24 protein-coding genes and 1 pseudogene are annotated in these 24,769 nt (G+C 70.9%); 8 read left to right on the plus strand and 17 right to left on the minus strand.

Annotation, left to right across the window (positions count from 1 at the left end; genetic code table 11):
• Positions 1–30 precede the first annotated feature (30 nt).
• Positions 31–339, minus strand: a complete 309-nt coding sequence (locus AB5J54_RS21490) for a hypothetical protein (protein ID WP_024757447.1) — start codon at positions 337–339, stop codon at positions 31–33.
• 345 nt (positions 340–684) lie between these two features.
• On the opposite strand from AB5J54_RS21490, the gene AB5J54_RS21495 reads away from it, so the two are divergent.
• The 4 genes from AB5J54_RS21495 (at position 685) to AB5J54_RS21510 (ending at position 4,063) form a co-directional block, all read left to right on the plus strand.
• Positions 685–1,683, plus strand: a complete 999-nt coding sequence (locus AB5J54_RS21495; protein WP_369145522.1) for an NlpC/P60 family protein — start codon at positions 685–687, stop codon at positions 1,681–1,683.
• A gap of 223 nt (positions 1,684–1,906) precedes the next feature.
• Positions 1,907–2,629, plus strand: coding sequence for a phosphatase PAP2 family protein (locus AB5J54_RS21500; protein ID WP_369145523.1), 723 nt, complete (start codon positions 1,907–1,909; stop codon positions 2,627–2,629).
• A gap of 281 nt (positions 2,630–2,910) precedes the next feature.
• Positions 2,911–3,753 carry a hypothetical protein gene (locus tag AB5J54_RS21505; protein ID WP_369145524.1) on the plus strand — a complete coding sequence of 281 codons (843 nt, stop codon included), beginning with the start codon at positions 2,911–2,913 and terminating at the stop codon, positions 3,751–3,753.
• A 118-nt stretch (positions 3,754–3,871) separates the two neighbouring features.
• Positions 3,872–4,063: a hypothetical protein gene (locus AB5J54_RS21510; RefSeq protein WP_369145525.1), complete on the plus strand. Its 192-nt coding sequence runs from the start codon at positions 3,872–3,874 to the stop codon at positions 4,061–4,063.
• Between the two features lie 168 nt (positions 4,064–4,231).
• On the opposite strand, the gene AB5J54_RS21515 is transcribed toward AB5J54_RS21510, so the two are convergent.
• Complete coding sequence (locus AB5J54_RS21515) at positions 4,232–4,594, minus strand: metal-sensitive transcriptional regulator (protein ID WP_369145526.1); 363 nt, start codon at positions 4,592–4,594, stop codon at positions 4,232–4,234.
• A gap of 193 nt (positions 4,595–4,787) precedes the next feature.
• Here AB5J54_RS21515 and AB5J54_RS21520 point away from each other — a divergent pair, with 193 nt between their 5' ends.
• Together AB5J54_RS21520 and AB5J54_RS21525 are read left to right on the plus strand one after the other, a co-directional pair.
• Complete coding sequence (locus AB5J54_RS21520) at positions 4,788–5,408, plus strand: DUF47 domain-containing protein (protein ID WP_041130381.1); 621 nt, start codon at positions 4,788–4,790, stop codon at positions 5,406–5,408.
• Between the two features lie 5 nt (positions 5,409–5,413).
• Positions 5,414–6,412 (plus strand): anion permease, encoded by a 999-nt coding sequence (locus AB5J54_RS21525; RefSeq protein WP_369145527.1) that lies wholly within the window; start codon positions 5,414–5,416, stop codon positions 6,410–6,412.
• A 123-nt stretch (positions 6,413–6,535) separates the two neighbouring features.
• On the opposite strand, the gene pstB is transcribed toward AB5J54_RS21525, so the two are convergent.
• The 11 genes from pstB to mshD form a co-directional block, all read right to left on the minus strand.
• Positions 6,536–7,312, minus strand: a complete 777-nt coding sequence (pstB, locus tag AB5J54_RS21530) for a phosphate ABC transporter ATP-binding protein PstB (protein WP_369145529.1) — start codon at positions 7,310–7,312, stop codon at positions 6,536–6,538.
• Between the two features lie 25 nt (positions 7,313–7,337).
• Positions 7,338–8,414 (minus strand): phosphate ABC transporter permease PstA, encoded by a 1,077-nt coding sequence (gene pstA, locus AB5J54_RS21535; RefSeq protein WP_369145530.1) that lies wholly within the window; start codon positions 8,412–8,414, stop codon positions 7,338–7,340.
• Entirely contained in the window at positions 8,411–9,385 is a 975-nt protein-coding gene (pstC, locus tag AB5J54_RS21540) for a phosphate ABC transporter permease subunit PstC (RefSeq protein ID WP_369145531.1), read from the minus strand. Before pstC ends, pstA begins: the two co-directional genes overlap by 4 nt.
• 114 nt (positions 9,386–9,499) lie before the next feature.
• Complete coding sequence (pstS, locus tag AB5J54_RS21545) at positions 9,500–10,642, minus strand: phosphate ABC transporter substrate-binding protein PstS (protein ID WP_369145532.1); 1,143 nt, start codon at positions 10,640–10,642, stop codon at positions 9,500–9,502.
• Positions 10,643–11,091: 449 nt separating this feature from the next.
• Entirely contained in the window at positions 11,092–11,499 is a 408-nt protein-coding gene (locus AB5J54_RS21550; RefSeq protein WP_369145533.1) for an NUDIX hydrolase, read from the minus strand.
• Entirely contained in the window at positions 11,496–12,482 is a 987-nt protein-coding gene (locus AB5J54_RS21555) for a CHAD domain-containing protein (protein WP_369145534.1), read from the minus strand. Before AB5J54_RS21555 ends, AB5J54_RS21550 begins: the two co-directional genes overlap by 4 nt.
• On the minus strand, positions 12,469–14,724 hold the full coding sequence (locus AB5J54_RS21560; protein ID WP_369145535.1) for an RNA degradosome polyphosphate kinase: 2,256 nt from the start codon (positions 14,722–14,724) through the stop codon (positions 12,469–12,471). The genes AB5J54_RS21555 and AB5J54_RS21560 overlap by 14 nt, the downstream gene beginning before the upstream one ends.
• A gap of 211 nt (positions 14,725–14,935) precedes the next feature.
• Positions 14,936–15,865, minus strand: coding sequence for an ABC transporter permease subunit (locus AB5J54_RS21565; RefSeq protein WP_369145536.1), 930 nt, complete (start codon positions 15,863–15,865; stop codon positions 14,936–14,938).
• Positions 15,862–16,734, minus strand: coding sequence for an ABC transporter ATP-binding protein (locus AB5J54_RS21570; protein ID WP_369145537.1), 873 nt, complete (start codon positions 16,732–16,734; stop codon positions 15,862–15,864). Before AB5J54_RS21570 ends, AB5J54_RS21565 begins: the two co-directional genes overlap by 4 nt.
• Positions 16,731–17,114, minus strand: a complete 384-nt coding sequence (locus tag AB5J54_RS21575; protein WP_225805551.1) for a GntR family transcriptional regulator — start codon at positions 17,112–17,114, stop codon at positions 16,731–16,733. The genes AB5J54_RS21570 and AB5J54_RS21575 overlap by 4 nt, the downstream gene beginning before the upstream one ends.
• Positions 17,115–17,204: 90 nt before the next feature.
• On the minus strand, positions 17,205–18,131 hold the full coding sequence (gene mshD / locus AB5J54_RS21580) for a mycothiol synthase (protein ID WP_369145538.1): 927 nt from the start codon (positions 18,129–18,131) through the stop codon (positions 17,205–17,207).
• Positions 18,132–18,283: 152 nt separating this feature from the next.
• Here mshD and AB5J54_RS21585 point away from each other — a divergent pair, with 152 nt between their 5' ends.
• Together AB5J54_RS21585 and AB5J54_RS21590 are read left to right on the plus strand one after the other, a co-directional pair.
• Positions 18,284–20,125, plus strand: coding sequence for a bifunctional UDP-sugar hydrolase/5'-nucleotidase (locus AB5J54_RS21585; RefSeq protein ID WP_369145539.1), 1,842 nt, complete (start codon positions 18,284–18,286; stop codon positions 20,123–20,125).
• 129 nt (positions 20,126–20,254) lie between these two features.
• Positions 20,255–21,109: a phosphatidylinositol-specific phospholipase C gene (locus tag AB5J54_RS21590; RefSeq protein WP_369145541.1), complete on the plus strand. Its 855-nt coding sequence runs from the start codon at positions 20,255–20,257 to the stop codon at positions 21,107–21,109.
• A gap of 115 nt (positions 21,110–21,224) precedes the next feature.
• Here AB5J54_RS21590 and AB5J54_RS21595 read toward each other — a convergent pair.
• The 4 genes and pseudogenes from AB5J54_RS21595 to AB5J54_RS21610 form a co-directional block, all read right to left on the minus strand.
• Positions 21,225–21,428 (minus strand): annotated as a pseudogene (locus tag AB5J54_RS21595) (nucleotidyltransferase); the annotation flags it as partial.
• A gap of 43 nt (positions 21,429–21,471) precedes the next feature.
• Positions 21,472–22,884, minus strand: a complete 1,413-nt coding sequence (locus AB5J54_RS21600; RefSeq protein WP_369145542.1) for a sensor histidine kinase — start codon at positions 22,882–22,884, stop codon at positions 21,472–21,474.
• Positions 22,881–23,609, minus strand: a complete 729-nt coding sequence (locus AB5J54_RS21605) for a response regulator transcription factor (protein ID WP_369145543.1) — start codon at positions 23,607–23,609, stop codon at positions 22,881–22,883. Before AB5J54_RS21605 ends, AB5J54_RS21600 begins: the two co-directional genes overlap by 4 nt.
• A 32-nt stretch (positions 23,610–23,641) precedes the next feature.
• Positions 23,642–24,754 (minus strand): S1C family serine protease, encoded by a 1,113-nt coding sequence (locus AB5J54_RS21610; RefSeq protein WP_369145544.1) that lies wholly within the window; start codon positions 24,752–24,754, stop codon positions 23,642–23,644.
• Between the last annotated feature and the right edge of the window lie 15 nt (positions 24,755–24,769).

Consider the following 24,769-nt stretch of genomic DNA (forward strand, 5'->3'; position numbering starts at 1 on the left):
ATTCTCAGGAGGGTCGGGTCCGACGGGAGATCAGACGGCCATCCCGTACACGATGGTGAACAGCGTCCCCAGCGATCCGATGATGAAGACGCCGGTCAGGCCGGCGACGATCAGGCCCTTGCCCTGTTCCGCGCTGAACGTGTCGCGGAGGGCGGTCGCGCCGATGCGCTGCTTGGCCGCTCCCCAGATGGCGATGCCGAGGCAGAGCAGGATGGCCACGGCCATCACGACCTCGATCATCACCTTGGCCTCGTTGCCCAGGCTCCCGAAAGGTCCCCAGTTCGGGGCGATTCCACCGATGATGGTGGTGATGTCGCCCTTCTCGGCCGCCAGGTACATGTAACTCACCGCCCCTGTTGGGTACTTGGTTCCCCCTGCCGGACGGCATGGGTCATCGCCCTATCTTCGCTGATGAAACCGCTCACGTGTGACGGCTTGACGGCTCTCTTTACCCGATCCCCGCACACTTGACCGATCTGACCGTCTTGACCTGCGACGGTTTGGCCGGTTTCCATGCGAAGAAGCGTATGGTCACTCTGTGTATCACGGAGAGTGACTCCGGGCAATGATTGTCGTTGTTGCACTCTTGGGGCGGCGTCAGGCGCCACCTAGACTGGCGGCCCTGGCGTACTGCCATGAGCCGAGGGGTGGTTGACGGTGCGTAGGGCTGGCAAGGCGTGGCTGATGGCCGGTGGGGCCTTCGGGGTCTGTCTCGGCTTCGTCGCGCTGCTCGTCATCGGCACGTACTCCGCGGCCGCCGGGATCGCCGGCGGTGCCGACGGCAAGGGCGGGGCCGTCGCCCTCGCCAAGGGGGCCGTTCCCGAGCTCTACCAGGGGCTCGTGCAGCGGTGGGGGAATCTCTGCCCCGCCATCAACCCGGCCCTGCTCGCCGCCCAGCTCTACCAGGAGAGCGGCTGGAACCCGCGGGCGCTCTCCCCGGCCGACGCCCGGGGCATCGCCCAGTTCATCCCCGGCACCTGGGCCGGACACGGCATCGACGGCGACGGGGACGGGGACCGGGACATCTGGGACCCGCAGGACGCCATCCCGTCCGCCGCCTCGTACGACTGCGAACTCGCCGGATACGTGAAGGACGTGCCCGGCGACCCGGCGAGCAACATGCTGGCCGCGTACAACGCGGGCGCGTACCGGGTGATCAAGCACGGTGGAGTGCCGCCCATCAGCGAGACGCAGAACTACGTCCGCATCATCCGGTCCCTGGAGAAGAGCTTCGCCCGGCCGGTGGGCCGCGTCGCGCCCTCGCAGCAGGCCGCGGCCGCCATTCACTACGCCCAGCAGAAGCTGGGCACCCCGTACCTGTGGGGCGGTACGGGCACGGCCGCGCAGAACGGGCGGTTCGACTGCTCCGGGCTCACCCAGGCCGCGTACGACAGCGTCGGCGTGCAGCTGCCGCGCGTCGCCAACGACCAGTACAACGCCGGACCGCACCCGAGCCGGAACGAGCTGCTCCCGGGCGACCTGGTGTTCTTCTCGGACGACCTGACGAACTCCCGGGCCATCCGGCACGTCGGCATCTACGTCGGTGGCGGCTACATGATCGACGCCCCGCGCACCGGCGCGGTGATCCGCTTCGACCGGATCGACACCCCCGACTACTTCGGTGCCACCCGGGTCACCAAGGAGGGCGCGGCGGCGCTGCCCACACATCTGCCGCAGGCGTAGCGGCAGGAGACGGGGCGTCGGGTCGCCTTCGGGGCTTATCGGGCATGGCTGGAACTCTCCGTCATGCACAGGCCCTGAGCTGCGGTGAACCGTCACTCTTCGATAACGTCGGCATGATCCACCGGAGAGAGCGGAACGTGCGCCTCAGGCTGTTCGTTCCCTGATCCGACGGCTCTGACCACGGGGGTTGGAAACCAGACACGAGAGCAAGGGGCCGCAGCAGATGGCTGGACTCGCATCGGACGGCTCGAACCCCGATGTCGGCCTGCTCTACGACATCAACGGACTGGCCAAGGCCGCTCCGCCGTGGTTCGACCGCGTCATGGAGTTCGTCGGCGAGTACGGGATCGTGCTCGCGATGGTCCTCGTCGTGCTCTGGTGCTGGTGGAGCGTCCGCCGGCGCGGCGCCCTCAACGACTCCGTCTCGGCCGTCGCCGGCCTCGTCTGGGCCCCGCTGGCCGCCGGCATCGCCCTCCTCGTCAACATCCCCATTCGCGGATTCGTCGAGCGTCCACGGCCCTTCAAGGACCATGAGGGACTTGAGGTCCTCGTCGACGGGAAGACCGACTTCTCCTTCGTCAGTGACCACGCCACCCTCGCGATGGCCCTCGGTGTCGGCCTCTTCGTCGCCCACCGCAGGTTCGGCCTCGCCGCCATCGGCCTCGCCCTCGCCGAGGGCTTCGCCCGCGTCTACATGGGCGTCCACTACCCGACGGACGTGATCGGCGGCTTCGCCCTCGGCACCGCCGTGGCCCTGCTCCTCGCGCCCGTCGCGCTCGCCCTGCTCACGCCCGTCGTCTCCGCCGTCGCCCGGTCCGGCCGCGGCGCCCGGCTCGTCCGCTCCCGCCGCGCCGACGCGGCGCGCCACCCCGAGGCCGTCGGCATCCCCGAGCCCCGGCTCGGCGGCCCCGCCACCAGTACCGGCCAGAACGACCTGGCTGCCTAGGAGCCGCTCGTACGAAGGTGCTCCGCGGCGTCCGAACGGGCCTTGTCGCGGGATCTGCGGGCCGGACCCGTCCAGCCGCAGCTGCACCGTGCCAGCGCGAACGAACCGCGCTCCGTCGTCGTCGTGGTGTGGGGGGATCCCTGCGCGTGCACCCCACCACCGTACTGCGCGTGACGGCACGCCCCGACCGTCGTTATGCGGATCGGGTGTCCCCCGGCCCGAGGGCCGGGGGAAGGGCGGGTCCCGGGCAAACAGCGGTGAGGCGTTGGGGGTTGGCGGCGATGGTGGTGCAGCGGTACGGGCGTGCGCACGGTCTCGGTCGCGGGGCGGTCGCCGTCACCGCCGTCCTGGTCGGCTCCCTCGTCGGGACGGCCGCGCTCTCCGGGTGCGCCGCCCCCGAAGACCCGAAGCCGGCGGCCGACCCCGCCCTCGCCGTACGGAACGCCGCCGACGCCCTAGCGAAGGCCGGCACCTCCAAGGCGAGCACCTCCATGGAGATGGCCACCGGCGGGACCCGGGTCACCATCCGGGGCGAGGGCGGCTACGACTTCCGGCGCCGCTCCGGGCGCCTCCAGGTGCTGCTGCCGAAGGACCCGGCCGGGGCGAGCGAGCACCGGCCGATCACCGAGCTCCTCACCCCCGGCGCGCTCTACATGAAGAACAGGGGCGCCGGCGTCCCCGCCGACAAGTGGGTACGGGTCGACACCACCACCCTCGACGACGGGAACCTCGTCACCGGCGGCGCCACCGATCCGGCCGCCGCGGCCGAGCTGCTGCGGGGCGCCCAGGAGGTCACGTACCTCGGCGAGGTCGAGCTGGCAGGGGTGAAAGTCAGCCACTACCGGGGGGTCGCCGACCTCGCCCGCGCCGCCCGGGCCGCCTCGCCGCAGCTGCGCGGAGCGCTCGCCGCGGCGGCGAAAGGGTTCGCCAAGGACACCGTGCCGTTCGACGCGTACCTCGACGCGGAGGGGCGGCTGCGGAAGGTGCGCCACCAGTTCAGCTTCAGCAACCAGGGCCGGACGGTCGCGGTCGCCTCGACGACCCTGCTGTACGGCTTCGGGGTCCCCGTCGAGGTGACGCTCCCGGACCGCCGGGACATCTACGCCGGGAAGATCAAGGCCTGACCGGCCCGGTGGCGGCGCGGACCATCGGCAAAATGGTCCAGACGTGTCATGCGCGGTGCGTTGCCCCGTCCCTACGCTGGGAGACCGCTGGGAGACCGACGCCGGCAGGAAGAGGTGGATGCGCGTGGCCCCGCCCGGTACAGCAACCGTGCCCGCAGACCCGGACTGCGTCGCCCTCGCCGAGATCGAACTCTGCGGCGAACTGATCATCGCGGCGTCGGCCGCGGACGGGGAACGTCTCAGCGCCGACCGGATCGACGAGGTACTGCGGGTGGCGGCGGAAAGGGCCGCGTCCGGGCCGGACGCCTGAGGGACGGGCGAGGGCGTCGCGGGGGGCCTGGTGGGCGGGGCCGTACAGCGCCTTCGCGTACGGGCCCCCGGTGGGCGGAACGTACGGCGCGCCTGCGCGTGCGGGCCCCCGGCGAGTCGGCCGTGCGGGGCGTCCCGCGTTCCGCGGTACCGCCCCGCGCCGCTCCCGTCAGGTGCGCAGCATGCGGGCGATGGCCTTCGTGGCCTCCTCGACCTTCTCGTCGATGCCCGAGCCGGTGGCCGCCGCGTCCGCGACGCAGTGCCGCAGGTGCTCTTCCAGGAGCTGGAGGGCGAAGGACTGGAGCGCCTTCGTCGAGGCGGAGACCTGCGTGAGTATGTCGATGCAGTAGACGTCCTCGTCGACCATCCGCTGCAGACCCCGGATCTGGCCCTCGATCCGGCGGAGCCGCTTGAGGTGCTCGTCCTTCTGCTTGTGGTAGCCGTGCACGCCGTGCCCGTGGTCGGCCGCCTCGACGGCCTCGACGGTCTCGACGGCCTCGGGGGTGACCTGGTCCGCCTCGGTGGTCGTCATGGCGTCCTCCCGTTGTCCAATAAGGGGGTGTATACCCCTCGTGGGTATATGGTACCGATCCCCGCCGATCCGGGCGGGGGCCCGTGCAGTTCACTGTGCCTGATGGGCGACACTGAGAGACGCCGGTTAGCCGTGGCCGGATGATGCGCCTAGCATCAGCCTGACCGAAACCCAGCACACCCGAGGACCTCACGTGCGATTTCGTCTGACCCCCAGGGAGACGAGCTTCTACGACATGTTCGCCGCGTCCGCGGACAACATCGTCACGGGCTCCAAGCTCCTGATGGAACTGCTCGGAGCGGAGCCTTCCGCCCGGGCCGAGATCGCGGAGCGGATGCGGGCAGCGGAGCACGCCGGTGACGACGCCACCCACGCGATCTTCCACCAGCTGAACTCCTCCTTCATCACGCCGTTCGACCGCGAGGACATCTACTCCCTCGCTTCGTCCCTCGACGACATCATGGACTTCATGGAAGAGGCCGTCGACCTGGTCGTCCTCTACAACATCGAAGAGCTCCCCAAGGGTGTCGAGCAGCAGATCGAGGTCCTGGCGCGGGCGGCGGAGCTGACCGCCGAGGCCATGCCGAACCTGCGGACGATGTCCAACCTCACGGAGTACTGGATCGAGGTCAACCGGCTCGAGAACCAGGCGGACCAGATCCACCGCAAGCTGCTCGCCCACCTCTTCAACGGCAAGTACGACGCCATCGAGGTGCTGAAGCTCAAGCAGGTCGTGGATGTGCTGGAAGAGGCGGCCGACGCCTTCGAGCACGTGGCCAACACCGTGGAGACCATCGCGGTCAAGGAGTCCTGAGCTTCGTGGACACCTTCGCTCTGATCGTGACCATCGGTGTCGCGCTCGGCTTCACGTATACGAACGGCTTCCACGATTCCGCCAACGCCATCGCCACCTCGGTGTCGACCCGGGCGCTGACCCCCCGGGCGGCGCTGGCGATGGCGGCGGTCATGAACCTCGCCGGCGCCTTCCTCGGCAGTGGCGTCGCGCACACCGTCAGCAAGGGTCTGATCGAGACCCCGACGGGCAACTCGGGGATGGGCATCCTCTTCGCCGCGCTGCTCGGCGCGATCGTCTGGAACCTGGTCACCTGGTACTTCGGTCTTCCCTCGTCCTCCTCGCACGCCCTGTTCGGCGGCATGGTGGGCGCGGCGCTCGCGGGTGGCACGCAGGTCATCTGGTCGGGTGTCCTGGAGAAGATCGTCATCCCGATGTTCCTCTCGCCGATCGTCGGTCTCATCGCCGGTTACCTGGTGATGACCGCGATCCTGTGGATGTTCCGCAAGGCGAACCCGCACAAGGCCAAGCGCGGCTTCCGTATCGCCCAGACCGTCTCGGCGGCCGGCATGGCGCTCGGCCACGGCCTCCAGGACGCCCAGAAGACCATGGGCATCGTGGTGATGGCCCTGGTCATCGGCGACGTGCAGAGCGCGGACGCGCCGATCCCGGTGTGGGTGAAGATCGCCTGCGCCGTGATGCTCTCGCTCGGTACGTACGCGGGCGGCTGGCGCATCATGCGGACCCTCGGCCGCAAGATCATCGAGCTGGACCCGCCGCAGGGCTTCGCGGCGGAGACGACCGGCGCGTCGATCATGTTCCTGACGGCGTTCGTCTTCAAGGCGCCGATCTCGACGACGCACGTCATCACCTCCGCGATCATGGGCGTCGGCGCGACGAAGCGGGTCAACGCGGTCCGCTGGGGTGTCGCGAAGAACATCGTCCTGGGCTGGTTCATCACCATGCCGGCGGCGGGAATCGTCGCCGCGCTGAGCTACTACGTGATCAAGCTGCTCTTCGGCTGACGCTCGTCCGGAAAGAGTGTGGGCCCGGCTCCCCTGTGGGGGAGCCGGGCCCTTCGTCTTACGGTGGCACCGCCATGCAGCACCGTAGGACGGCCACGCGGCGGAGCCGCATGGGGCTTTGGGTTATCCGAAGCGGCCGGAGATGTAGTCCTCGGTCGCCTGGACGCTCGGGTTGGAGAAGATGCGCTCGGTGTCGTCCAGCTCGATCAGCTTGCCCGGCTGGCCGACGGCCGCCAGGTTGAAGAAGGCCGTGCGGTCCGAGACGCGGGCGGCCTGCTGCATGTTGTGCGTCACGATGACGATGGTGAAGCGCTCCTTCAGCTCGCCGATCAGGTCCTCGATGGCGAGGGTGGAGATCGGGTCGAGGGCGGAGCAGGGCTCGTCCATGAGGAGGACGTCGGGCTCGACGGCGATCGCGCGGGCGATGCACAGTCGCTGCTGCTGGCCGCCGGAGAGGCCGGAGCCCGGCTTGTTGAGGCGGTCCTTGACCTCGTTCCAGAGGTTGGCGCCCTTGAGGGACCGCTCGACGATGTCGTTGAGCTGGGACTTCTTGTACGAGCCGTTGAGGCGCAGGCCCGCCGCCACGTTGTCGAAGATCGACATGGTGGGGAAGGGGTTGGGGCGCTGGAAGACCATGCCGACGGTGCGGCGCACGGCGACGGGGTCGACGTTCGCTCCGTACAGGTTCTCGTCGTCCAGCATCACCTTGCCCTCGACGCGGCCGCCGGGGGTGACCTCGTGCATGCGGTTCAGGGTGCGCAGGAAGGTGGACTTGCCGCAGCCGGACGGGCCGATGAAGGCCGTCACGGAGCGGGGCTCGACGGTCATCGAGATGTCGTCGATCGCCTTGTGGGCGCCGTAGTAGGCGGAGAGGCCGCTGACGTCGATTCGCTTGGCCATGTGAATCACTTCCAATGTGCCGCGGTCAGCGGCCGGTCTTCGGGGCCTTCCAGCGGGCGATGCCGCGGGCCACCAGGTTGAGGATCATGACGAAGGCGATCAGGACGAGCGCGGCGGCCCAGGCGCGGGCCACGGCGGCGTCGGTGCCGACCGCGTACTGCTCGTACACGTAGAGCGGCAGGGAGGACTGGGCGCCTTCGAAGGGGTTCGGGTTGATGAGCTTCGTACCGAACACGAGGAGCAGGACCGGGGCCGTCTCACCGGTGATGCGGGCGACCGCGAGCATGACGCCCGTGGTGATGCCGCCGATCGCGGTGGGCAGGACCACCTTCAGGATGGTGCGCCACTTGGGGATGCCGAGGGCGAGGGAGGCCTCGCGGAGCTCGTTCGGGACGAGCTTGAGCATCTCCTCGGTGGAGCGGACCACGACCGGCACCATCAGGATGGCGAGGGCCATCGCGCCGGCGAAACCGGAGGGGCCGAAGCCCAGCATCAGGTTCCAGGTGGCGAGGATGAAGAGGCCGGCGACGATCGACGGGATGCCCGTCATGACGTCGACGAAGAAGGTGACCGCCTTGGCGAGCTTGCTGCCGCCGCCGTACTCGACGAGGTAGACGGCGGTCAGGAGGCCGATCGGCGCGGCGATCACGGTCGCGATGCCGACCTGCTCGATGGTGCCGAGCAGCGCGTGGTAGACGCCGCCGCCCTCTTCGGCGTCGAGGACGCCGTTCATCGAGTGGGTCAGGAAGTACGGGCTGAGGGCGTCCATGCCCTTGCTGATCGTGACCCAGGCGAGGGAGAGCAGCGGGATGACGGCGAGGACGAAGCAGACCCAGACGAGGCTGGTGGCGACGCGGTCCTTGGCCTGGCGGCGGCCTTCGACCTTGGTGGTCACGGCGAAGGTGACGAGGACGAAGAGCAGCGCGGCGAGCAGGCCCCACTGGACCTTGCTGTGCCAGCCGGCGCCGAGGCCGATGCCGATGCCTCCGGCGATCGAGCCGGCGGCGATGGCGGCCGGGGTCCAGCGCGGGAGCCGGGCGTGCGAGAGGGGTGCGCGGCGCGGGGCGGCCGCGACCGGACGGTCCTGTATGGCGTGGCTCATGCCGCGGCCCCCGAGTACTCCTTGCGGCGGCCGATGATCCAGCGGGCGGCGCCGTTGACCAGCAGGGTGATGACGAAGAGGACGAGACCGGAGGCGATCAGGGCGTCGCGGCCGAACTCGTTGGCCTCGTTGAACTTGGCGGCGATGTTCTGCGCGAAGGTGCCGCCGCCCGGGTCGAGCAGGTGGCCCGAGAGGACGAAGCTGGGGGAGAGGACGACGGCGACGGCCATCGTCTCGCCGAGTGCGCGGCCGAGGCCCAGCATGGAGGCGGAGATGATGCCGGAGCGGCCGAAGGGCAGCACCGACATGCGGATGACCTCCCAGCGCGTGGCGCCGAGGGCGAGGGCGGCTTCCTCGTGCATCTTCGGGACCTGGAGGAAGACCTCGCGGGTCACGTTGGTGATGATCGGAAGGATCATGATCGCCAGCAGGATGCCCACGGTGAAGAGGTTGCGGGCGACGCCGTCGCTGGACTTGTCGAAGATGTACGTCCAGCCCAGGTACTGGTCGAGCCACTTGTTGAGGCCGTCCAGGTACGGGACGAGGAAGATCGCGCCCCAGAGGCCGTAGATGATGCTGGGCACGGCGGCGAGCAGGTCGACGACGTACGCGAGCGGCTTGGCCAGCTTGCGCGGGGCGTAGTGCGAGATGAAGAGGGCGATCCCGATCGCGACGGGCACGGCGATGAGCATCGCGATGACCGAGGAGACGAGGGTGCCGAAGGCGAGGACCGCGATGCCGAAGACGGGCGGGTTGTTCGCCGGGTTCCACTCGAAGGTGGTGAAGAAGTTCGTGCTGTCCTCCGAGATGGCGAGGACGGCACGGTAGGTGAGGAAGACCGCGATCGCGGCCATGATCACGAGGAGGGTGATGCCGGAGCCGCGGGACAGGCCGCTGAAGATGCGGTCCCCGGGGCGGGTCGCGCTCTTGGCGCGCCGGCTCCTCTGTATGTCAGGTGTGGTGGTAGCCATCTCTGCTTCTCCGGTCTGCGGGGCCTGTACTGCTGTACGGGTCCCTGGCGGCGGTGCACCGGATGCCGGGGCCGGCCCCTCCACGGGAGGTGAGGGGCCGGGCCCGGCCGGGGATCAGGACAGGGTGGGGACGATCGCGCGGACCTTGGCCGCGATCTCGGCCGGGAGCGGGGCGTAGCCGGCGTCGGAGAGGACCTTCTGGCCCTCCTCGCTGGCGGTGTAGGTGAGGAAGGCCTTCAGGGTCGGCAGGGTGTCCGCCTTGTTGCCCTTGTCGCAGGCGATCTCGTACGTGACCAGGGTCAGCGGGTAGGCACCCTCGGCCTTGGTGGTGTAGTCGAGGGAGAGAGCCAGGTCGCTGCCGGTGCCCTTGACCTTGGCGGCGGCGATGGCCTTCGAGGCGTTCTCGGTGGTGGCGGCGACCGGGGCGGCGGCACCGGTGTTGATGCTGACCGTGGAGATCTTGTTGGCCGTCGCGTACGAGAGCTCGAAGTAGCCGATGGAGCCCTCGGCGTCCTTGACGGCGGTGGCGACACCGGAGGAGCCGTTGGCGGCCTGGCCGCCCGGGGCGGGCCACGACTTCGTCTTCGGGTCGTACTTCCAGTCGGCCTTCGCGGTGGCCGAGAGGTACTTGCCCAGGTTCTGCGTGGTGCCCGACTCGTCGGAGCGGTGGAAGGCCTGGATCGTGGTGTCGGGGAGCTTGGCGCCCGGGTTCAGCTTGGCGATGGCCGGGTCGTTCCACTTGGTGATCTTCGTGTCGAAGATCTTGGCCAGCGTGGGGGCGTCCAGGACCAGGTTGTCCACACCGTCCAGCTTATAGCCGATGGCGATCGGGCCGCCGACCATGGGCAGGTTGACGCCCTTGCCGCCCTTGCAGATCTTCTGCGACTCGGCGACCTCTTCGTCCTTGAGGGCGGAGTCGGAGCCGGCGAAGGTCACCTGGCCCTGGTTGAACTTGGTGATGCCGCCGCCGGAGCCGATGGCCTGGTAGTTGACCTCGACGCCGGAGCACGCTGCCTGGAAGTTCTTGACCCACAGGTCCATCGCGTTCTTCTGGGCGCTGGAGCCGGCGGCCAGGAGCTGGCCCTTGGCGCCGTCGCACGCGATGTTCGACGCGGCGGCGGAGGTCTTGGTGCCGCCGTCCTTGGTCGGGGTCTCCGTGTTGTTGTCCGAGCCACACGCCGAGAGGACGAGCGCACCGGAGACGACGAGGGCACCGATCGCGGAGGCGCGAAGCCCGTTCTTACGCGAAAGCTTCACTTTCGGGTGTTTCCTTCCAGAAGCCGCCTTGTCGCGGACCGTATGTGTCCTGACCGTTCTACGGCGGCGTGTGTCGGTTGGTCGGTGCGTCGTTGTGCTCCGTGCACCGTGTAAGGCCGAAATTAGGCAGAACAGGTGAAGCGGTCGGCGGGGGAGGGTGAACGGGAAGTGAACCGTGCCGGAAGCCCGGGTGCGGTGCCTGCCTCGTTGTGGGCATGCGTTCCGCCGGGGCGGAACGGGTGGGCACAACGGACGGCGCCCTTGCCGGCGCCAGAGGCTTCCACGCCCTGACCCGCACCACCCCGTTCGGTGATGAGGTGCGGGTCCAGGCTCGGAACGCGGAGGCGCCGCTGGGCGCGCCGTCCCGTGTGCCCACCCGTCCCGCCCTGCGGGACGATTGCCCACACGGCGGCGGGCCGGGGCGCCACAACGGGGGCGGGTGCCGCGCGTCAGTGGTGGGTTGTGGACACTGCCGCGTCCAGGAGGGTGCGGTCTCGGAGTTGGGTGAGGCGGTGGCGGGCCGCCGTCGGCGGGAGCCAGAGCAGCGCGTCGATCTCCTTCGTCGGGACGAAGCCGCCGTCCAGGGCCCGGGCCGACCAGTACTCGACCTCCTTGGGGCGCCCCGCCACCCAGTAGTGGGCCGTCGGCAGGCGGGGGCCGAGTTCGCAGCGGCGGCCCGTCTCCTCCAGGACCTCGCGCAGCGCGCACGCCTCCGCCGTCTCGCCGCGCTTCCGCTTGCCCTTCGGGTGCGACCAGTCGTCCCACTTCGGCCGGTGGACCAGGGCGATCTCGATGCCCTGTCCGGAAATCGCCGGGCGCCACAGGACGCAGCCCGCGGCCAGGATGGGGGTGGTCATGGGACCGGGGCCGTCGTTCGCCGCCACGCGCGCTGGAAGGCGAAGCGCGCCGCCTCCACCTCGTGGCGTTGGTCGGCGTGCAGTACGCCCAGGGCGTAGGCCGTCGCCGGGGCGATGCGGGGCGTACGGGCGGCGGCAGCGGCGGCGGCGGCCGCTTCCGCCGCGTCGCGGTGCCGGTCGAGGGCGCTCGACGCCTCGTACAGCACCGAGTCGGGTTCGCCGCCCGTGTGCAGGGCCTCCGTGGCGTACCGGTGCAGGCGCAGCAGGAGCCGTGTCTGGTGCCAGGGCGCGTCCTGGCTCTCGGCGGCGGCGAGCGCGAGGGCGTCCGCGTTGTACGGGTGGGCCGCCCGCGTGAGGGGCAGTGCCGCCACCGCGTCGAGGAGGCGCCGCTCGGCGAGTTCGGCGGGGGCGTCGACGACCTCGACGGCCGGGGCCGCGCCCGCCGGCCCGAGCGGCACCTCGGAGGCGAGCAGCGCGACGGCGTCCGCGACCGCGTGGAAGCGGGCCGAGCCGAGCGCCTGGAGGGAGGCCGAGTGGGCGCGCGTACGGGCCAGGGTCAGCTGGCGTTCGAGCAGGGCGCCCGCCCGGGCCGCGCCCACCGTGAGGCCCGTGCTGCCCTCCGTACCCCTGGCCGCCGGGACCGGACCGGCGCTGTTCGACAGGCGGGACAGGGCGTCCACCAGGCGGACGAGCCGGGACGTACAGGCCTGTTCCAGGGCGAGTGTCCCCGAGAGCCACGCGAGCTCCGTGCGCAGCTGGTCCGCCCAGGCCGTGTCGAGCAGCGGCCGGAAGGTGTGGAGGGTGCCGCTGATCCGGCGGGCCGCGCCCCGCAGCGTACGGGCGGCCTCCTCCGCGCCGGCCGTGTCGGAGCCGCTCTCGCTGTGCAGCCGCAGGCCGCGGAGGAAGTCCGCGGCCCGGGCGTGCAGGTAGGGGGCCAGGACCTCGCCCGCCGTGACGTCCTGCGAGTGGTCAGGGTTGTGCACGCCGGCGCCTCCGCGCGTCGATGAGCATCTCCTGGACGTGCCGCAGGGGCCGTCCCTCGGGGTCGGTCGCGTGCCGCGTCCAGTTCCCGTCGGGGCCGAGGTGCCAGGAGGAGGTGGTGTCGGACATCCCGGTCTCCAGGAGCCGGGTGAGGGCGGCCCGGTGCGCCGGGTCGGAGACCCGTACGAGGGCCTCGATCCGGCGGTCCAGGTTGCGGTGCATCATGTCGGCGCTGCCGAGCCAGACCTCGGGTTCGCCGCCGTTGCCGAAGGCGAAGACCCGGGAGTGCTCCAGGAAGCGGCCGAGGATGGAGCGGACCCGGATGTTCTCCGAGAGGCCGGTGACCCCCGGGCGCACGGCGCAGATGCCGCGGACCCAGATGTCGACCGGGACGCCGGCCCGCGAGGCCTGGTAGCAGGCGTCGATGATCGCTTCGTCGACCATCGAGTTGACCTTGATGCGGACGTACGCGGGCCGGCCGGCCTTGTGGTGCGCGATCTCCTTGGTGATCCGGGAGACCAGGCCGTCGCGCAGCGACTTCGGGGCGGTGAGCAGGCGGCGGTACGTCTCGCGGCGAGAGTAGCCGGAGAGCCGGTTGAACAGGTCGGAGAGGTCCGCGCCGACCTGCGGGTCGGCGGTGAGCAGGCCCAGGTCCTCGTAGAGCCGGGCCGTCTTCGGGTGGTAGTTGCCGGTGCCGACGTGCGAGTAGCGGCGGAGGAGCTCGCCTTCCTGGCGTACGACGAGCGACAGCTTGCAGTGGGTCTTGAGGCCGACGAGGCCGTACACGACGTGGCAGCCGGACTCCTCCAGCTTCCGCGCCCACTTGATGTTGGCCTGCTCGTCGAAGCGGGCCTTGATCTCGACGAGGACGAGGACCTGCTTGCCGGACTCGGCGGCGTCGATGAGGGCGTCGACTATCGGGGAGTCGCCGGAGGTCCGGTAGAGCGTCTGCTTGATCGCGAGGACGTCCGGGTCGGCCGCCGCCTGCTCCAGGAAGGCCTGGACGGAGGTGGAGAAGGAGTCGTACGGGTGGTGCAGGAGCACGTCCCGCTCGCGCAGCGCGGCGAAGATGTCGGGCGCGGACGCCGACTCGACCTCGGCGAGGTCGCGGTGGGTGCCGGCGACGAACTTCGGGTACTTCAGCTCGGGCCGGTCCTGCCCGGCGATCCCGAAGAGGCCGGTGAGGTCGAGCGGGCCGGGCAGCGGGTACACCTCGGCGTCGGAGATCTTCAGCTCGCGCACCAGCAGGTCGAGGACGTACGGGTCGATGGACTCCTCGACCTCCAGGCGCACCGGCGGACCGAAGCGGCGCCGCATGAGCTCCTTCTCCAGGGCCTGCAGCAGGTTCTCCGCGTCGTCCTCCTCGACCTCCAGGTCCTCGTTCCTGGTCACCCGGAACATGTGGTGCGCGAGCACCTCCATGCCGGGGAACAGCTCCTCCAGATGCGCCGCGATGACGTCCTCCAGGGGGACGTATCGCTGCGGGGAGGCCTCCAGGAAGCGGGAGAGCAGCGGCGGCACCTTCACGCGCGCGAAGTGGCGGTGGCCGCTGACCGGGTTGCGTACGACCACGGCGAGGTTGAGGCTCAGGCCGGAGATGTACGGGAAGGGGTGCGCGGGGTCCACGGCCAGCGGGGTGAGGACCGGGAAGATCTGCTGCCGGAAGAGGGTGAAGAGCCGGGCCTGCTCCTTCTCGGTGAGCTCGGGCCAGCGGATCAGGTGGATTCCCTCGTCGGCGAGGGCCGGGGCCACGTCCTGCTGGTAGCAGGCGGCGTGCCGGGCCATGAGCTCGCGCGAGCGCGTCCAGATGAGGTCGAGGACCTCGCGGGGCTGGAGGCCGGAGGCGGAGCGGGTGGCGACGCCGGTGGCGATGCGGCGCTTGAGTCCCGCGACCCGGACCATGAAGAACTCGTCGAGGTTCGAGGCGAAGATCGCGAGGAAGTTCGCCCGTTCGAGGAGGGGGGTCGTCGGGTCCTCGGCGAGTTCGAGGACCCGCTCGTTGAACGCGAGCCAGCTGCGTTCACGGTCGAGGAAACGCCCCTGCGGCAGCTCGTCGCCGAGCGCGCCGTCGTCCTCGAAGGTGTCGGGATCCGCGTCGAGGTCGGCCTCGATGTCGGTGACGACGGCCCCGTTCGCCACGTGCGCGCGGTGCGCGGTTATGGAACCGAACGAGGACGCTGCGGACGACGGGACGGACGGCGTGGCGGAGGACCGGACCGGGACCTCGGCGGGCTGCTGGCTCATGGCCCCATTCTTCCGCGCGAAGGGGTGGTCGGGCGCGTCGGAGCGGGCCGTGGGGGAGGGAAGTCTCCCTTTGGGGAGAGCGGACACGGAGCGCTTCATTGCGAGAGCGTCGCAAGCGCGTCTGAATGGCCGGTAACGACGACATGTCGTACGGGAATCGGTGGGGGGGCCCTTGTCGGGGCCCCGCCACCGGTATGTCTACGCGTGTCCGCTACGGATGCCGGGTGCGCAGGACCCGGAAGGCGGCGAGGGCCGCGAGGGCGGCGAGGGCGAGGACGATGCCGGTCTCGATGAGCTGCGTGGGCCAGAAGTGGGCGAAGGGGTGGTAGTCGAGGTACTGGGCGCTGATCGCCTCGTCGGGGCGGCAGCCGCCGCCGGGGACGTCCGAGCCGTAGCAGTAGTACTCGGGAAGCCGCCGGCCGTCCGTCGTGATCAGCCCCTGCTCCACGGGCAGACCGCTCCCGGGCTGCTGGAGGGCGTGGACGTTCTGGTGCGCCGGGCCGGTGATCGTCCATGTCGGCAGGAAGTCCCAGCGGAAGGAGCCGAGGACGAGCAGGACCAGGCCGACCGCTCCGCCGGTGGCGGCCATGGCCACCAGGGTGCGGCGGACCAGTTGGCCGACGAGGGCGCCGACGGCGACCGCGAGCAGGACGTACGAGGTGAGGACGGTGCCGGTGGCCTCGTACGGGCCGCGCTGGGCCCAGTGGAGGCCGTAGGTGCCGGAGACCCGCTGCCAGCCGATCAGGTAGACCGCCGTGAGGGCGAGGGTGGTCGCGAGGGAGGCGGCGGTCGCGGTGAGGAGCTTGGCGCGGAGCCAGGCGGTGGGGGTGACCGACTGGGTGAGGGACAGCCTGTACGTCCCCGACTCGAACTCGCGGGCGATCAACGGGCCCGCGACGAAGGCCCCGACGAGCAGGGGCAGCACGAGCATGCCCTGGGAGAACTGCTGCATGGCGGCGCGCAGCAGGTCGTAGCCCCGGCCCCATCGGTCGGGGAGTTCGGTGTCCTTGGTCAGGTCCCAGATCCGCAGCCCTCCGATCACCACCAGGGACACGCCGACCGCCGCGGCCGCCGGCCACAGCGTCCGCCGGTACTGGCGGGCCGTGACCCAGTAGGGGCCCTTCAGGGCGAGGGCGCTCATGCCGGGGCTCCTTCGGTGACGGCTTCGGTGGCGACTCGGGTGGCGGCTTCGGTGGTGCGCAGGTGTGCGAGGAGGAGGTCCTCCAGGGAGGGTTCCGCGGTGTTCCAGGGGCCTTCGACGGGGCCCTCGTGGCGGACCAGGGCGGTGAGCTGACGGCCCGTCGTGCGGGACTCGACGACCGTGTGCGGGGCGAGGTCGGCGATCGGGCCGGTGAGCAGGGTGTGCGCGGCGAGGAGTTCCTCGACGGAGCCGTCGAGGCGGATCCTGCCGCCGTGGAGCAGGAGGAGGTGGTCGCAGGCGCCCTCCAGCTCGGCGAGGATGTGCGAGGACATGACGACGGTGGTGCCGTGTTCGGCGGCCTCGGCCATGAGCAGGCCCATCAGCTGGTGGCGGGCGAGCGGGTCGAGATCGGCCATCGGCTCGTCGAGGAGCAGCAGTTCGGGCCGCTTGCCGAGGGCGAGCGCGAGGGCGACGCGGGTGCGCTGCCCGCCGGAGAGTTCCCGTACGAGGGCGCGGGGATCGAGGGTGTCGGCGAGCACCCGCCGGGCGGCGGCCTCGTCCCAGCGGCCCGGGTTGAGCTCGCGGCCCATGCGGAGGGTGTCGGCGACGCCGAGCCTGGGGTGGAGCGGCTTGTCCTGGGCGACATAGGCGAGGTGCTCGCGGGCCGGGGCCTGGATCGTGCCCTCGGCGGGGCGGAGCAGGCCGGCGGCGAGGGCGAGGAGGGTGGACTTGCCCGCGCCGTTGGGGCCGACGAGGGCGCAGACCCGGCCGGCGGGGAGGGCGAAGTCGCACCCCCGCAGGGCCCAGCCCCCGCGTCGCCCTCGGTAGTGCATGCCGAGGCCTACGGCCTCGATGACCGGGTCGGTCATTCGTCCCCCTCGAAGTGTTCCTTCAGTACGGAAGTGAAGAGCGCGGCCACGTCCTCCCGCTCGAGTCCCGCGGCGCGTGCCCGGCGGGCCCAGTCGGCGAGTTCGCCGCGCAGGGGCGAGTCGGCGGGGCCGGTGCCGAGGGTGGCGCGGACGAAGGTGCCGAGGCCGCGGCGGGCCTCGACGAGCCCTTCGCGTTCGAGCTCGCGGTAGGCCTTGAGGACCGTGTTGGGGTTGATGGCCGTCGCTTCGACGACCTCGCGTGCGGTGGGCAGTCGGTCGCCGGGCTCCAGGAGGCCCATCCGGAGGGCCTGCTTCGTCTGCTGGACGATCTGGAGGTAGGTGGCGACGCCACTGCGCCGGTCGATGCGGTACTCGACCACGATCCCTTCCACCACCCTTTCACTAATCAAGTAGTGAAAGGGTGGTGGAAAGAAGGGGGCGGTGTCAACCGCCCCCTGCCCTTTACCGGTTCAGGACTCCGTGCGGTACATCAGGTCCACCTCGTGCGTCGTGAACCCGAGCCGCTCGTACACCGTCACCGCCGCCGTGTTGTCCGCGTCCACGTACAGCATCGCCGTCGGCAGCCCCTGCGCCGCCAGGTGCCGCAGGCCGATCGCCGTCAGCGCCTTGCCGAGACCGCCGCCCTGGGCGTCCGGCAGGATGCCCACCACGTACACCTCGCCGAGCTGCTCCTCGGCGTGCGTCTTCGTCCAGTGGAAGCCGATCAGCCTCCCGTCCTTCTCCGCGAGGAAGAAGCCCTTCGGGTCGAACCAGGGCTCGGCCATCCGGTCGTCCAGGTCCCGCTGGGTGAGCGAGCCCTGCTCCGGGTGGTGCGCGAACGCGGCGGCGTTGACGGCGAGCCAGGCCGCGTCGTCGACACCGGGCGTGAAGGTCCGGACGGTGACGCCCTCGGGCAGCACCGGCTCCGGGATGTCGAGCGGCACCAGGGGCCGGCGCAGCTGGCGCAGCTCGCGGAAGAGCGTCAGGCCGAGGACCTGGGCGAGGTGCCGGGCCGCCGACTTGCCGCCGTGCGCCCAGACGCGCAGCCGCTTGCCGGAGGCGGTGAGCAGGGCGGTGCCGAGCGCCCGGCCGTGGCCGCGGCCGCGGTGGGAGGGGTGGACGACCAGCTCGGCGGCCGGGGCCTCGATCGGGTCGGTCTCCTCCAGCTGGGCGTAGCCGTAGAGGTGGGAGCCGACGGTGAGGAGGAAGTGGCGCACGCCCTCGCGCCTGCCGTGCCGCAGGTACAGCCGCCCCTGCTCGGACACGGCGTGCAGGCCGTCGGCGTGGTCGGCGGCCTCGAGCAGCTCCAGTACGTCCTGGATCTGCTCGGGCGTGAGCTCGTCATACGTGTGGATCTGCCGTCCCGGTTCGAGGGCCGGCGCCGTGTCGGAAGTCATGGCTACGAGCCTACGGCGACACTTCGTCAGCCAAGGGCAACTGTCTTGTAACCCACTCCCCCCTGTTGCGCTACGCGCGTTGACTCTAGGCTGCACGCGCAACGGGGGAGTAGATCAAGGCCGCGAAACGGGGCAAGGGGACTAGGGGAGAGATGGCAGCGACACCGAGGAAGAACAAGGCGGCACGGCGAATTCTCGCCGCCGGTGCGGGGCTTGCGACCGTCGGGGCGCTCGTCGCCGCGATGCCGTCGGCCGGTGCGGCCGGGGACACGTACGCCGCCGGGCAGGGGACGAACGGCAAGGGCTGGGGCCGGATGGTCGACGTCCAGCTGCTGTCCTTCAACGACCTGCACGGCAATCTGGAGCCGCCGGCCGGTTCGTCCGGGCAGGTCACCCGGACCAAGGAGGACGGCACCACGGAGAAGATCGACGCCGGTGGTGTCGAGTACCTGGCGACGCACCTGCGCCAGGCCCGTGAGGGGAATCGTTACTCCATCACGGCGGCGGCCGGCGACATGATCGGCGCCTCGCCGCTGCTGTCCGGCCTCTTCCACGACGAGCCGACCATCCACGCGCTCAACGACCTCGACCTCGACGTCACCTCGGTCGGCAACCACGAGTTCGACGAGGGCGCGCGCGAGCTGGCCCGGATGCAGAACGGCGGCTGTCACCCGACCGCCGGCTGTTTCGGTGCCGAGAAGGGCTTCGAGCCTTTCGAGGGCGCGGACTTCCCGTACCTCGCGGCGAACGTGACGAACGAGAAGACCGGCAGGCCGATCCTCGACCCGTACTTCGTCTGGGAGAAGGACGGCGTCAAGATCGGCTTCATCGGCGTGACCCTGGAGGGCACCCCGAACGTCGTCACCGCCGAGGGCGTCAAGGGCCTCAAGTTCGGCGACGAGGTCGAGACGATCAACAAGTACACGAAGATCCTGGAGCGCAAGGGCGTCAAGTCCATCGTCGCCCTGGTCCACGAGGGCGGCATGCCCGCCTCGTCGTCGGTCAACTACAACTGCGACGGTGACGGTGACGGTGAGGGCGAGGGCGTCTCCGGCGCGATCGTCGACATCGCGAAGAACGTCTCGCCGCAGGTCGACGCGCTGGTCACGGGCCACACGCACCAGGCGTACGTGTGCAGCATCCCGGACCCGGCGGGCAACCCGCGCCTGGTCACCTCGGCGTCCTCGTTCGGCAAGCTGTACACGGACACGACGCTGACCTACGACCGCGCCACCAAGGACATCGTGCGCACCGCGGTCGCCTCCGCCAACCACGTCGTCACCCGTGACGTACCGAAGGCCGAGGACATCTCGCAGCTGATCGCCGACTGGAAGGACCTCGCGGCCCCGATCGCCAACCGCCCGCAGGGCTGGATCGCCGCCGACATCAACGGCCGCGGCTCCACGGCGTACGAGAAGCCGCTCGGCGACGTGATCGCCGACGCGCAGCTGGAGGGCCTGGCCCCGGCGGACAAGGGCGGCGCGCAGCTGGCCCTGATGAACCCGGGCGGCATCCGCGCCGACCTCGTCTACAAGGCCTCCGGCTCCGAGGGCGACGGTGTGGTGACGTACGGCGAGTCCTTCACCGTGCAGCCCTTCACCAACATGATGAACGTGGTCGACCTGACCGGCGCGAACCTCATTACCGCGCTGAAGCAGCAGGTCAGCGGCTCGAACCTGAACTCGATCAAGATCCTCCAGGTCTCGAAGGGCCTCACCTACACGCTCGACATGACCAAGACGGGCGCGGACCGCGTCGTCGACGGCACGATCAAGCTGAACGGCGAGGCGATCGACCCGTCGAAGACCTACCGCGTCGCGATGAACGAGTTCCTCGCGGGCGGCGGCGACGGCTTCGGTGCCCTGGCCACCGGCAAGAACAAGCTGGTCGGCGCCTCGGACCTCGACGTCTTCAACGCCTACCTGGCGGCCCACTCCTCGGCGGCCAACCCGCTCCCGGTCCCGGCCGCGGACCGGATCACGGTCGTGAAGTAGGACCCGGCAGCTCCCGAGAGGGGGCGGCGCACCGCTCCGGCGGCGCGCCGCCCCCTCTGTCGTGCGTACGCCTCTGTCGTGCGTACGCACTCTGGTGGTGTTGTTGTGGACCTGTCATAGTCCGGGTCCATGGACCGACGACGATTCCTCGTGGGGGCCGCGGGTGCCGGAGCCGCTCTGTTCGTGGGAGCGCCCGCCGCCTCGGCCGTGGACGCGCGCGCGTGGATGGGGGCGCAGGGGGACGGGACCGATCTGCGGCGGCTGACCATCCCCGGGACGCACGACTCCGGGGCCCGGTTCGGCGGCGCCTGGAGCGAGTGCCAGAACACCACCATCGCCCAGCAGCTGGACAGCGGCGTCCGGTTCCTGGACGTGCGGTGCCGGGTGACCGGGGGGTCCTTCGCCATCCACCACGGCGCCTCCTACCAGAACATGATGTTCGGCGACGTCCTCGTCGCCTGCCGCGACTTCCTCGCCGCCCACCCCTCCGAGACCGTCCTCATGCGGGTCAAGCAGGAGTACTCCGAGGAGTCCGACGCCACCTTCCGAGCCGTCTTCGACGACTACCTCGACCGGCGCGGCTGGCGCTCCCTCTTCCGGATCGGGGACTCGCTGCCGCTGCTCGGCGAGGCCCGCGGACGGGTCGTGCTCCTCGCCGACAACGGCGGACTCCCCGGACTGAGGTGGGCCGACCCCGCCGTCTTCGCCGTCCAGGACGACTGGAACGCCCTCCCCGACGCCAAGTACCCCAAGATCCAGGCCCACTTCCGCGCCGCCGTCTCCCAGCCCGGCCGGCTCTACGTGAACTTCGTCAGCACCTCCGCCTACCTCCCGCCCCGCTGGAACTCCGACCGCCTGAACCCGTGGGTGCACGGCTTCCTGGACAGTGCCGAGCTCGCCGGGAAGGCCGGGCTCGGGATCGTGCCCCTGGACTTCCCCAACACCCGGGCGGGGCTCGTCGAGGCCCTCCTCCGGCACAACTGACGCGGGGACTTCTCGCCGTGCACGGCGGTGTACTCGGCCGCCAGCCACGGGGCCAGGTCCTCGATCCATCCCGGCAGCAGCAGCCCCAGGTCGCCGTTCGTCTCCCGCGCCAGGCGTCCAGGTCGGAGACGCCGGCCACCGCCGTGCCCCGGGGCACGCTCCCGTACAGATACGCGCTGTGCAGCCGGTCCGGCCCGAACGCCTCCGTGATCCGGGCCCGCGCCGCCTCGACGACCGGCGCGAACCCCGCCGGTACGCGGTCCAGGGCGCCCTCGCGCGCGATCGTCCCGTCGGGGTTCAGGCCGTGGTCGTCGTCCATGGCCCCACCCTGACCCCCGGGCGGCCCGTCGTCGAACCGGTTCTCACAGCTCCGGCGGCGGCGTCGGCGCCCCCGGCAGCCTGAGCGTCGCCACCGTGCCGCCGCCCTCCGCAGGGGCGAGCGACACCGTGCCGCCCGCCTGCTGCACCGTACGCGCCACGATCGACAGACCGAGGCCCGAGCCCGGCAGGCTGCGGGCCGACGGGGAGCGCCAGAAGCGGTCGAAGACGTGCGGGAGTTCCTCCGGGGCGATGCCCGGGCCCTGGTCCCGGACGGTCAGCTCGCCCCGCATCAGGGTCACCTCGACCGTGCCCCGGCGCGGCGAGAACTTCACCGCGTTGTCCAGGACGTTCACCAGGGCCCGCTCCAGGGCCGCCGTCTCCGCCCGTACGTACCAGGGCGCCAGGTCGGTGACGAACGTCAGCTCCGGGCCCCGCAGCCGCGCCCGGTCCAGGGCGTTCCGCAGGATCGTGTGCAGCGGCACCACCTCCAGCGGACCCGGCTGCACCGCGTCCGGGCGGGCCAGCTCCTGGAGGTCGCCGATCAGCGCGGCCAGCTCCGTCATCTGCGCCTTCACCGAGGCCATCAGGGCCCGCCGGTCGTCCGGCGGAAGCGCCCGGCCGGTCTCCTCGCTGCGCGCCAGCAGTTCGACGTTGGTACGCAGGGAGGTCAGCGGCGTCCGCAGTTCGTGGCCCGCGTCCGCGATGAGCTGCGCCTGCCGGTCCCGGGAGCTCGCGAGCGCCGCCGTCATCGCGTTGAAGGAGCGGGACAGCCGGGCGATCTCGTCCTCGCCCTCCACCGGGATACGGACGGTCAGGTCCTCGGTCGCGGCGACGTGCTCGACCGCTTCCGCCAGCCGGTTCACCGGCTCAAGACCGGTCCGCGCGACCCACAGGCCGGCCGCGCCCGCGCCGACGACACCGATCCCGGAGACCAGGAGCAGCACCCAGCGGAGCGTGGACATCGAGTTGTCGATCTCGGAGAGGGGGCGGGCGACGGAGACGGCGATCTCCAGCGGGGTGTCGTGCTGGTACGTGTAGACCCGCATCTCCCGGCCGTCGTCGTCCTTCACCGTGTGCAGCGTGTAGAGCAGCTGCTTCCGGGCCACCGCGAGGTCACCCTGCCCGGCCGGGATCGGCGCCTGCCCGGAGGTGCACACGGCCCCGTTCGAGAGGATCACCTGCACCGTGTACGGACCCGCCACCGGCCGGGGCGTCTCGCCCCGCTGGCAGGAGCCGAGCAGGTCCTGCACGAGGGCAGGCTGCAGCCGCGTGCTGCGCAGCGAGGAGTCCAGCTCCGCCTCCAACTGCGCCCGCGTCACGAACCAGCAGGCCAGCGACACGGCCGCCACCGCCACCGCCACCGCGAGCGCGGTCAGCAGGGCGAGCCGGGAGCGCAGCGGTCGCGAGCGGAACCAGTTCCTCAAGGGGACGGCCGTTCTCAGGGGGCCCGTCACTCCCCGCCTCCTCCACGCAGCGTGTAGCCCACGCCCCGCACGGTGTGGACGAGGCGCGGCTCGCCGCCGGCCTCGGTCTTGCGCCGCAGATACATCACGTACACGTCCAGCGAGTTGGAACTGGGCTCGAAGTCGAAGCCCCACACGGCCTTCAGGATCTGCTCCCGGGTCAGGACCTGGCGCGGGTGCGCGAGGAACATCTCCAGGAGGGTGAACTCGGTACGGGTCAGCTCCACGGTCCGGCCGCCCCGGGTCACCTCGCGCGTCGCCAGGTTCATCCGCAGGTCCTCGAAGGCCAGGACGTCGTCCTCGGCGGGGGCGGCGGCGGAGGCGGCGGCGTAGGAGCTGCGGCGGAGCAGGGCCCGGATGCGGGCGAACAGCTCGTCCAGCTCGAAGGGCTTCACCAGGTAGTCGTCCGCGCCGGCGTCGAGGCCGGTGACCCGGTCGCCGACCGTGTCGCGGGCGGTGAGCATGAGGATCGGCACGGTCGAGCCGGCGGCCCGGATCCGGCGGGCCGCCGTGAGCCCGTCCATGCGGGGCATCTGGACGTCGAGGACGACGAGATCGGGGGCGTACGACTCCATCGCGGCGAGCGCGTCGAGTCCGTCGACGGCGTCCCGTGTCGCGTACCCCTCGAAGGCGAGGCTGCGGCGCAGGGCCTCGCGGACGGCGGGCTCGTCGTCGACGATGAGGATGCGCTCGGCTTCGTTCTGCTGTCCCGTCATGGGCTCAGCGTCCCATGCGTCAGGTCGGCCGTTCAGTTGTCGCCGCCCGCGCGGAGGCTGTCCAGGTCGGCCTTCACGGTGTCGATCGGGATCGCGAATCCGAGGCCGACGCTTCCGGCGGTGGAGCCGCTCGAAGAACTGGGCGAATACATGGCCGAATTGATTCCGATGATCTCGCCGTTCATATTGATCAACGCGCCGCCGGAATTCCCGGGATTGAGCGAGGCGTCGGTCTGGATCGCCTTGTACGTGGTCTTCGACGAGCCGGTGTCGCCGTTGAACTGCTGCCCGCCGAACTCGAACGGCCAGCCCTGCCGCGGGTCCCACTGCTGCTGGTCCTGCTGCTGGTCCCGACCCTCGTCCTTGGCGACGGTCACGTCCCGGTCGAGGGCGGAGACGATGCCGCTGGTGACGGTGCCGGTCAGGCCCTCGGGGGAGCCGATCGCGACGACCTCGTCGCCGACCCTGACCTTCGAGGAGTCGCCGAGGCTCGCGGCCTTGAGCCCGGAGGCGCCCTTGAGCTTGATCAGGGCGAGGTCCTTGTCGGGGTCCGTGCCGACGACCTCCGCCTCGTACGTCTTGCCGTTGCTGAGCTGCACGGTGACCGAGGAGGCGCCGGAGATCACGTGGTTGTTGGTGACGATCTCGCCGTCGGAGGTGATGATCACGCCCGAACCGGTGGACTTGCCGGAGTTCGAGGTCGCGGAGATCTCCACGATGGAGGGGGAGACGGCCTCGGCGACCCCGGCGACCGTGCCCTTGCTGCCGGTGGAGACGTTGGTGCCGCTCACGACGGGGGCGGAGGCGGTCGCGACCTTGTCGGAGGTGAGCTGCTGCACCAGCGTCGCCGTGCCGCCGCCGACCGCCGCGGCCGCGATGGCGACGGCCGCCATGAGCCCGACCCCGCGCCTGGCGCGGCGGCGGGGCGAGGGCGCGGGGGCGGGGACGGTGGCGACGAGCGGCGGGTCCGCCGGCGGCGGCACCTGGCCGCCCGAGGGCCAGATGGTCGTGCCCGGCTCGGTGGTGATCGGCCGCGTCTGCTCGTACGGCGCCTGCGTCTGCTCGTACGGTGCCCGCGTCGGCTCGTACGGCGGCCTCGGCGGGTAGTACGGCTGCTGAGGCTGCTGCTCCTGGAAGTCCGTCATGGCAATGACTCTCGG

This window comes from Streptomyces sp. R44, assembly GCF_041053105.1.
Lineage (GTDB): Bacteria > Actinomycetota > Actinomycetes > Streptomycetales > Streptomycetaceae > Streptomyces.

Excerpts from the sequence above, each read along its gene's own strand:
- AB5J54_RS21590 (WP_369145541.1), top strand. The coding sequence starts at position 20,255 with ATGGACCGACGACGATTCCTCGTGGGGGCCGCGGGTGCCGGAGCCGCT.
- AB5J54_RS21500 (WP_369145523.1), top strand. The coding sequence starts at position 1,907 with ATGGCTGGACTCGCATCGGACGGCTCGAACCCCGATGTCGGCCTGCTC.
- AB5J54_RS21515 (WP_369145526.1), bottom strand. The coding sequence starts at position 4,594 with ATGACGACCACCGAGGCGGACCAGGTCACCCCCGAGGCCGTCGAGACC.
- AB5J54_RS21560 (WP_369145535.1), bottom strand. The coding sequence starts at position 14,724 with ATGAGCCAGCAGCCCGCCGAGGTCCCGGTCCGGTCCTCCGCCACGCCG.
- pstB (WP_369145529.1), bottom strand. The coding sequence starts at position 7,312 with ATGGCCAAGCGAATCGACGTCAGCGGCCTCTCCGCCTACTACGGCGCC.
- AB5J54_RS21510 (WP_369145525.1), top strand. The coding sequence starts at position 3,872 with ATGCGCGTGGCCCCGCCCGGTACAGCAACCGTGCCCGCAGACCCGGAC.
- AB5J54_RS21490 (WP_024757447.1), bottom strand. The coding sequence starts at position 339 with ATGTACCTGGCGGCCGAGAAGGGCGACATCACCACCATCATCGGTGGA.
- AB5J54_RS21610 (WP_369145544.1), bottom strand. The coding sequence starts at position 24,754 with ATGACGGACTTCCAGGAGCAGCAGCCTCAGCAGCCGTACTACCCGCCG.
- mshD (WP_369145538.1), bottom strand. The coding sequence starts at position 18,131 with ATGACTTCCGACACGGCGCCGGCCCTCGAACCGGGACGGCAGATCCAC.
- AB5J54_RS21605 (WP_369145543.1), bottom strand. The coding sequence starts at position 23,609 with ATGACGGGACAGCAGAACGAAGCCGAGCGCATCCTCATCGTCGACGAC.
- pstC (WP_369145531.1), bottom strand. The coding sequence starts at position 9,385 with ATGGCTACCACCACACCTGACATACAGAGGAGCCGGCGCGCCAAGAGC.
- AB5J54_RS21570 (WP_369145537.1), bottom strand. The coding sequence starts at position 16,734 with ATGACCGACCCGGTCATCGAGGCCGTAGGCCTCGGCATGCACTACCGA.
- AB5J54_RS21565 (WP_369145536.1), bottom strand. The coding sequence starts at position 15,865 with ATGAGCGCCCTCGCCCTGAAGGGCCCCTACTGGGTCACGGCCCGCCAG.
- pstA (WP_369145530.1), bottom strand. The coding sequence starts at position 8,414 with ATGAGCCACGCCATACAGGACCGTCCGGTCGCGGCCGCCCCGCGCCGC.
- AB5J54_RS21585 (WP_369145539.1), top strand. The coding sequence starts at position 18,284 with ATGGCAGCGACACCGAGGAAGAACAAGGCGGCACGGCGAATTCTCGCC.
- AB5J54_RS21495 (WP_369145522.1), top strand. The coding sequence starts at position 685 with ATGGCCGGTGGGGCCTTCGGGGTCTGTCTCGGCTTCGTCGCGCTGCTC.
- AB5J54_RS21550 (WP_369145533.1), bottom strand. The coding sequence starts at position 11,499 with ATGACCACCCCCATCCTGGCCGCGGGCTGCGTCCTGTGGCGCCCGGCG.
- AB5J54_RS21505 (WP_369145524.1), top strand. The coding sequence starts at position 2,911 with ATGGTGGTGCAGCGGTACGGGCGTGCGCACGGTCTCGGTCGCGGGGCG.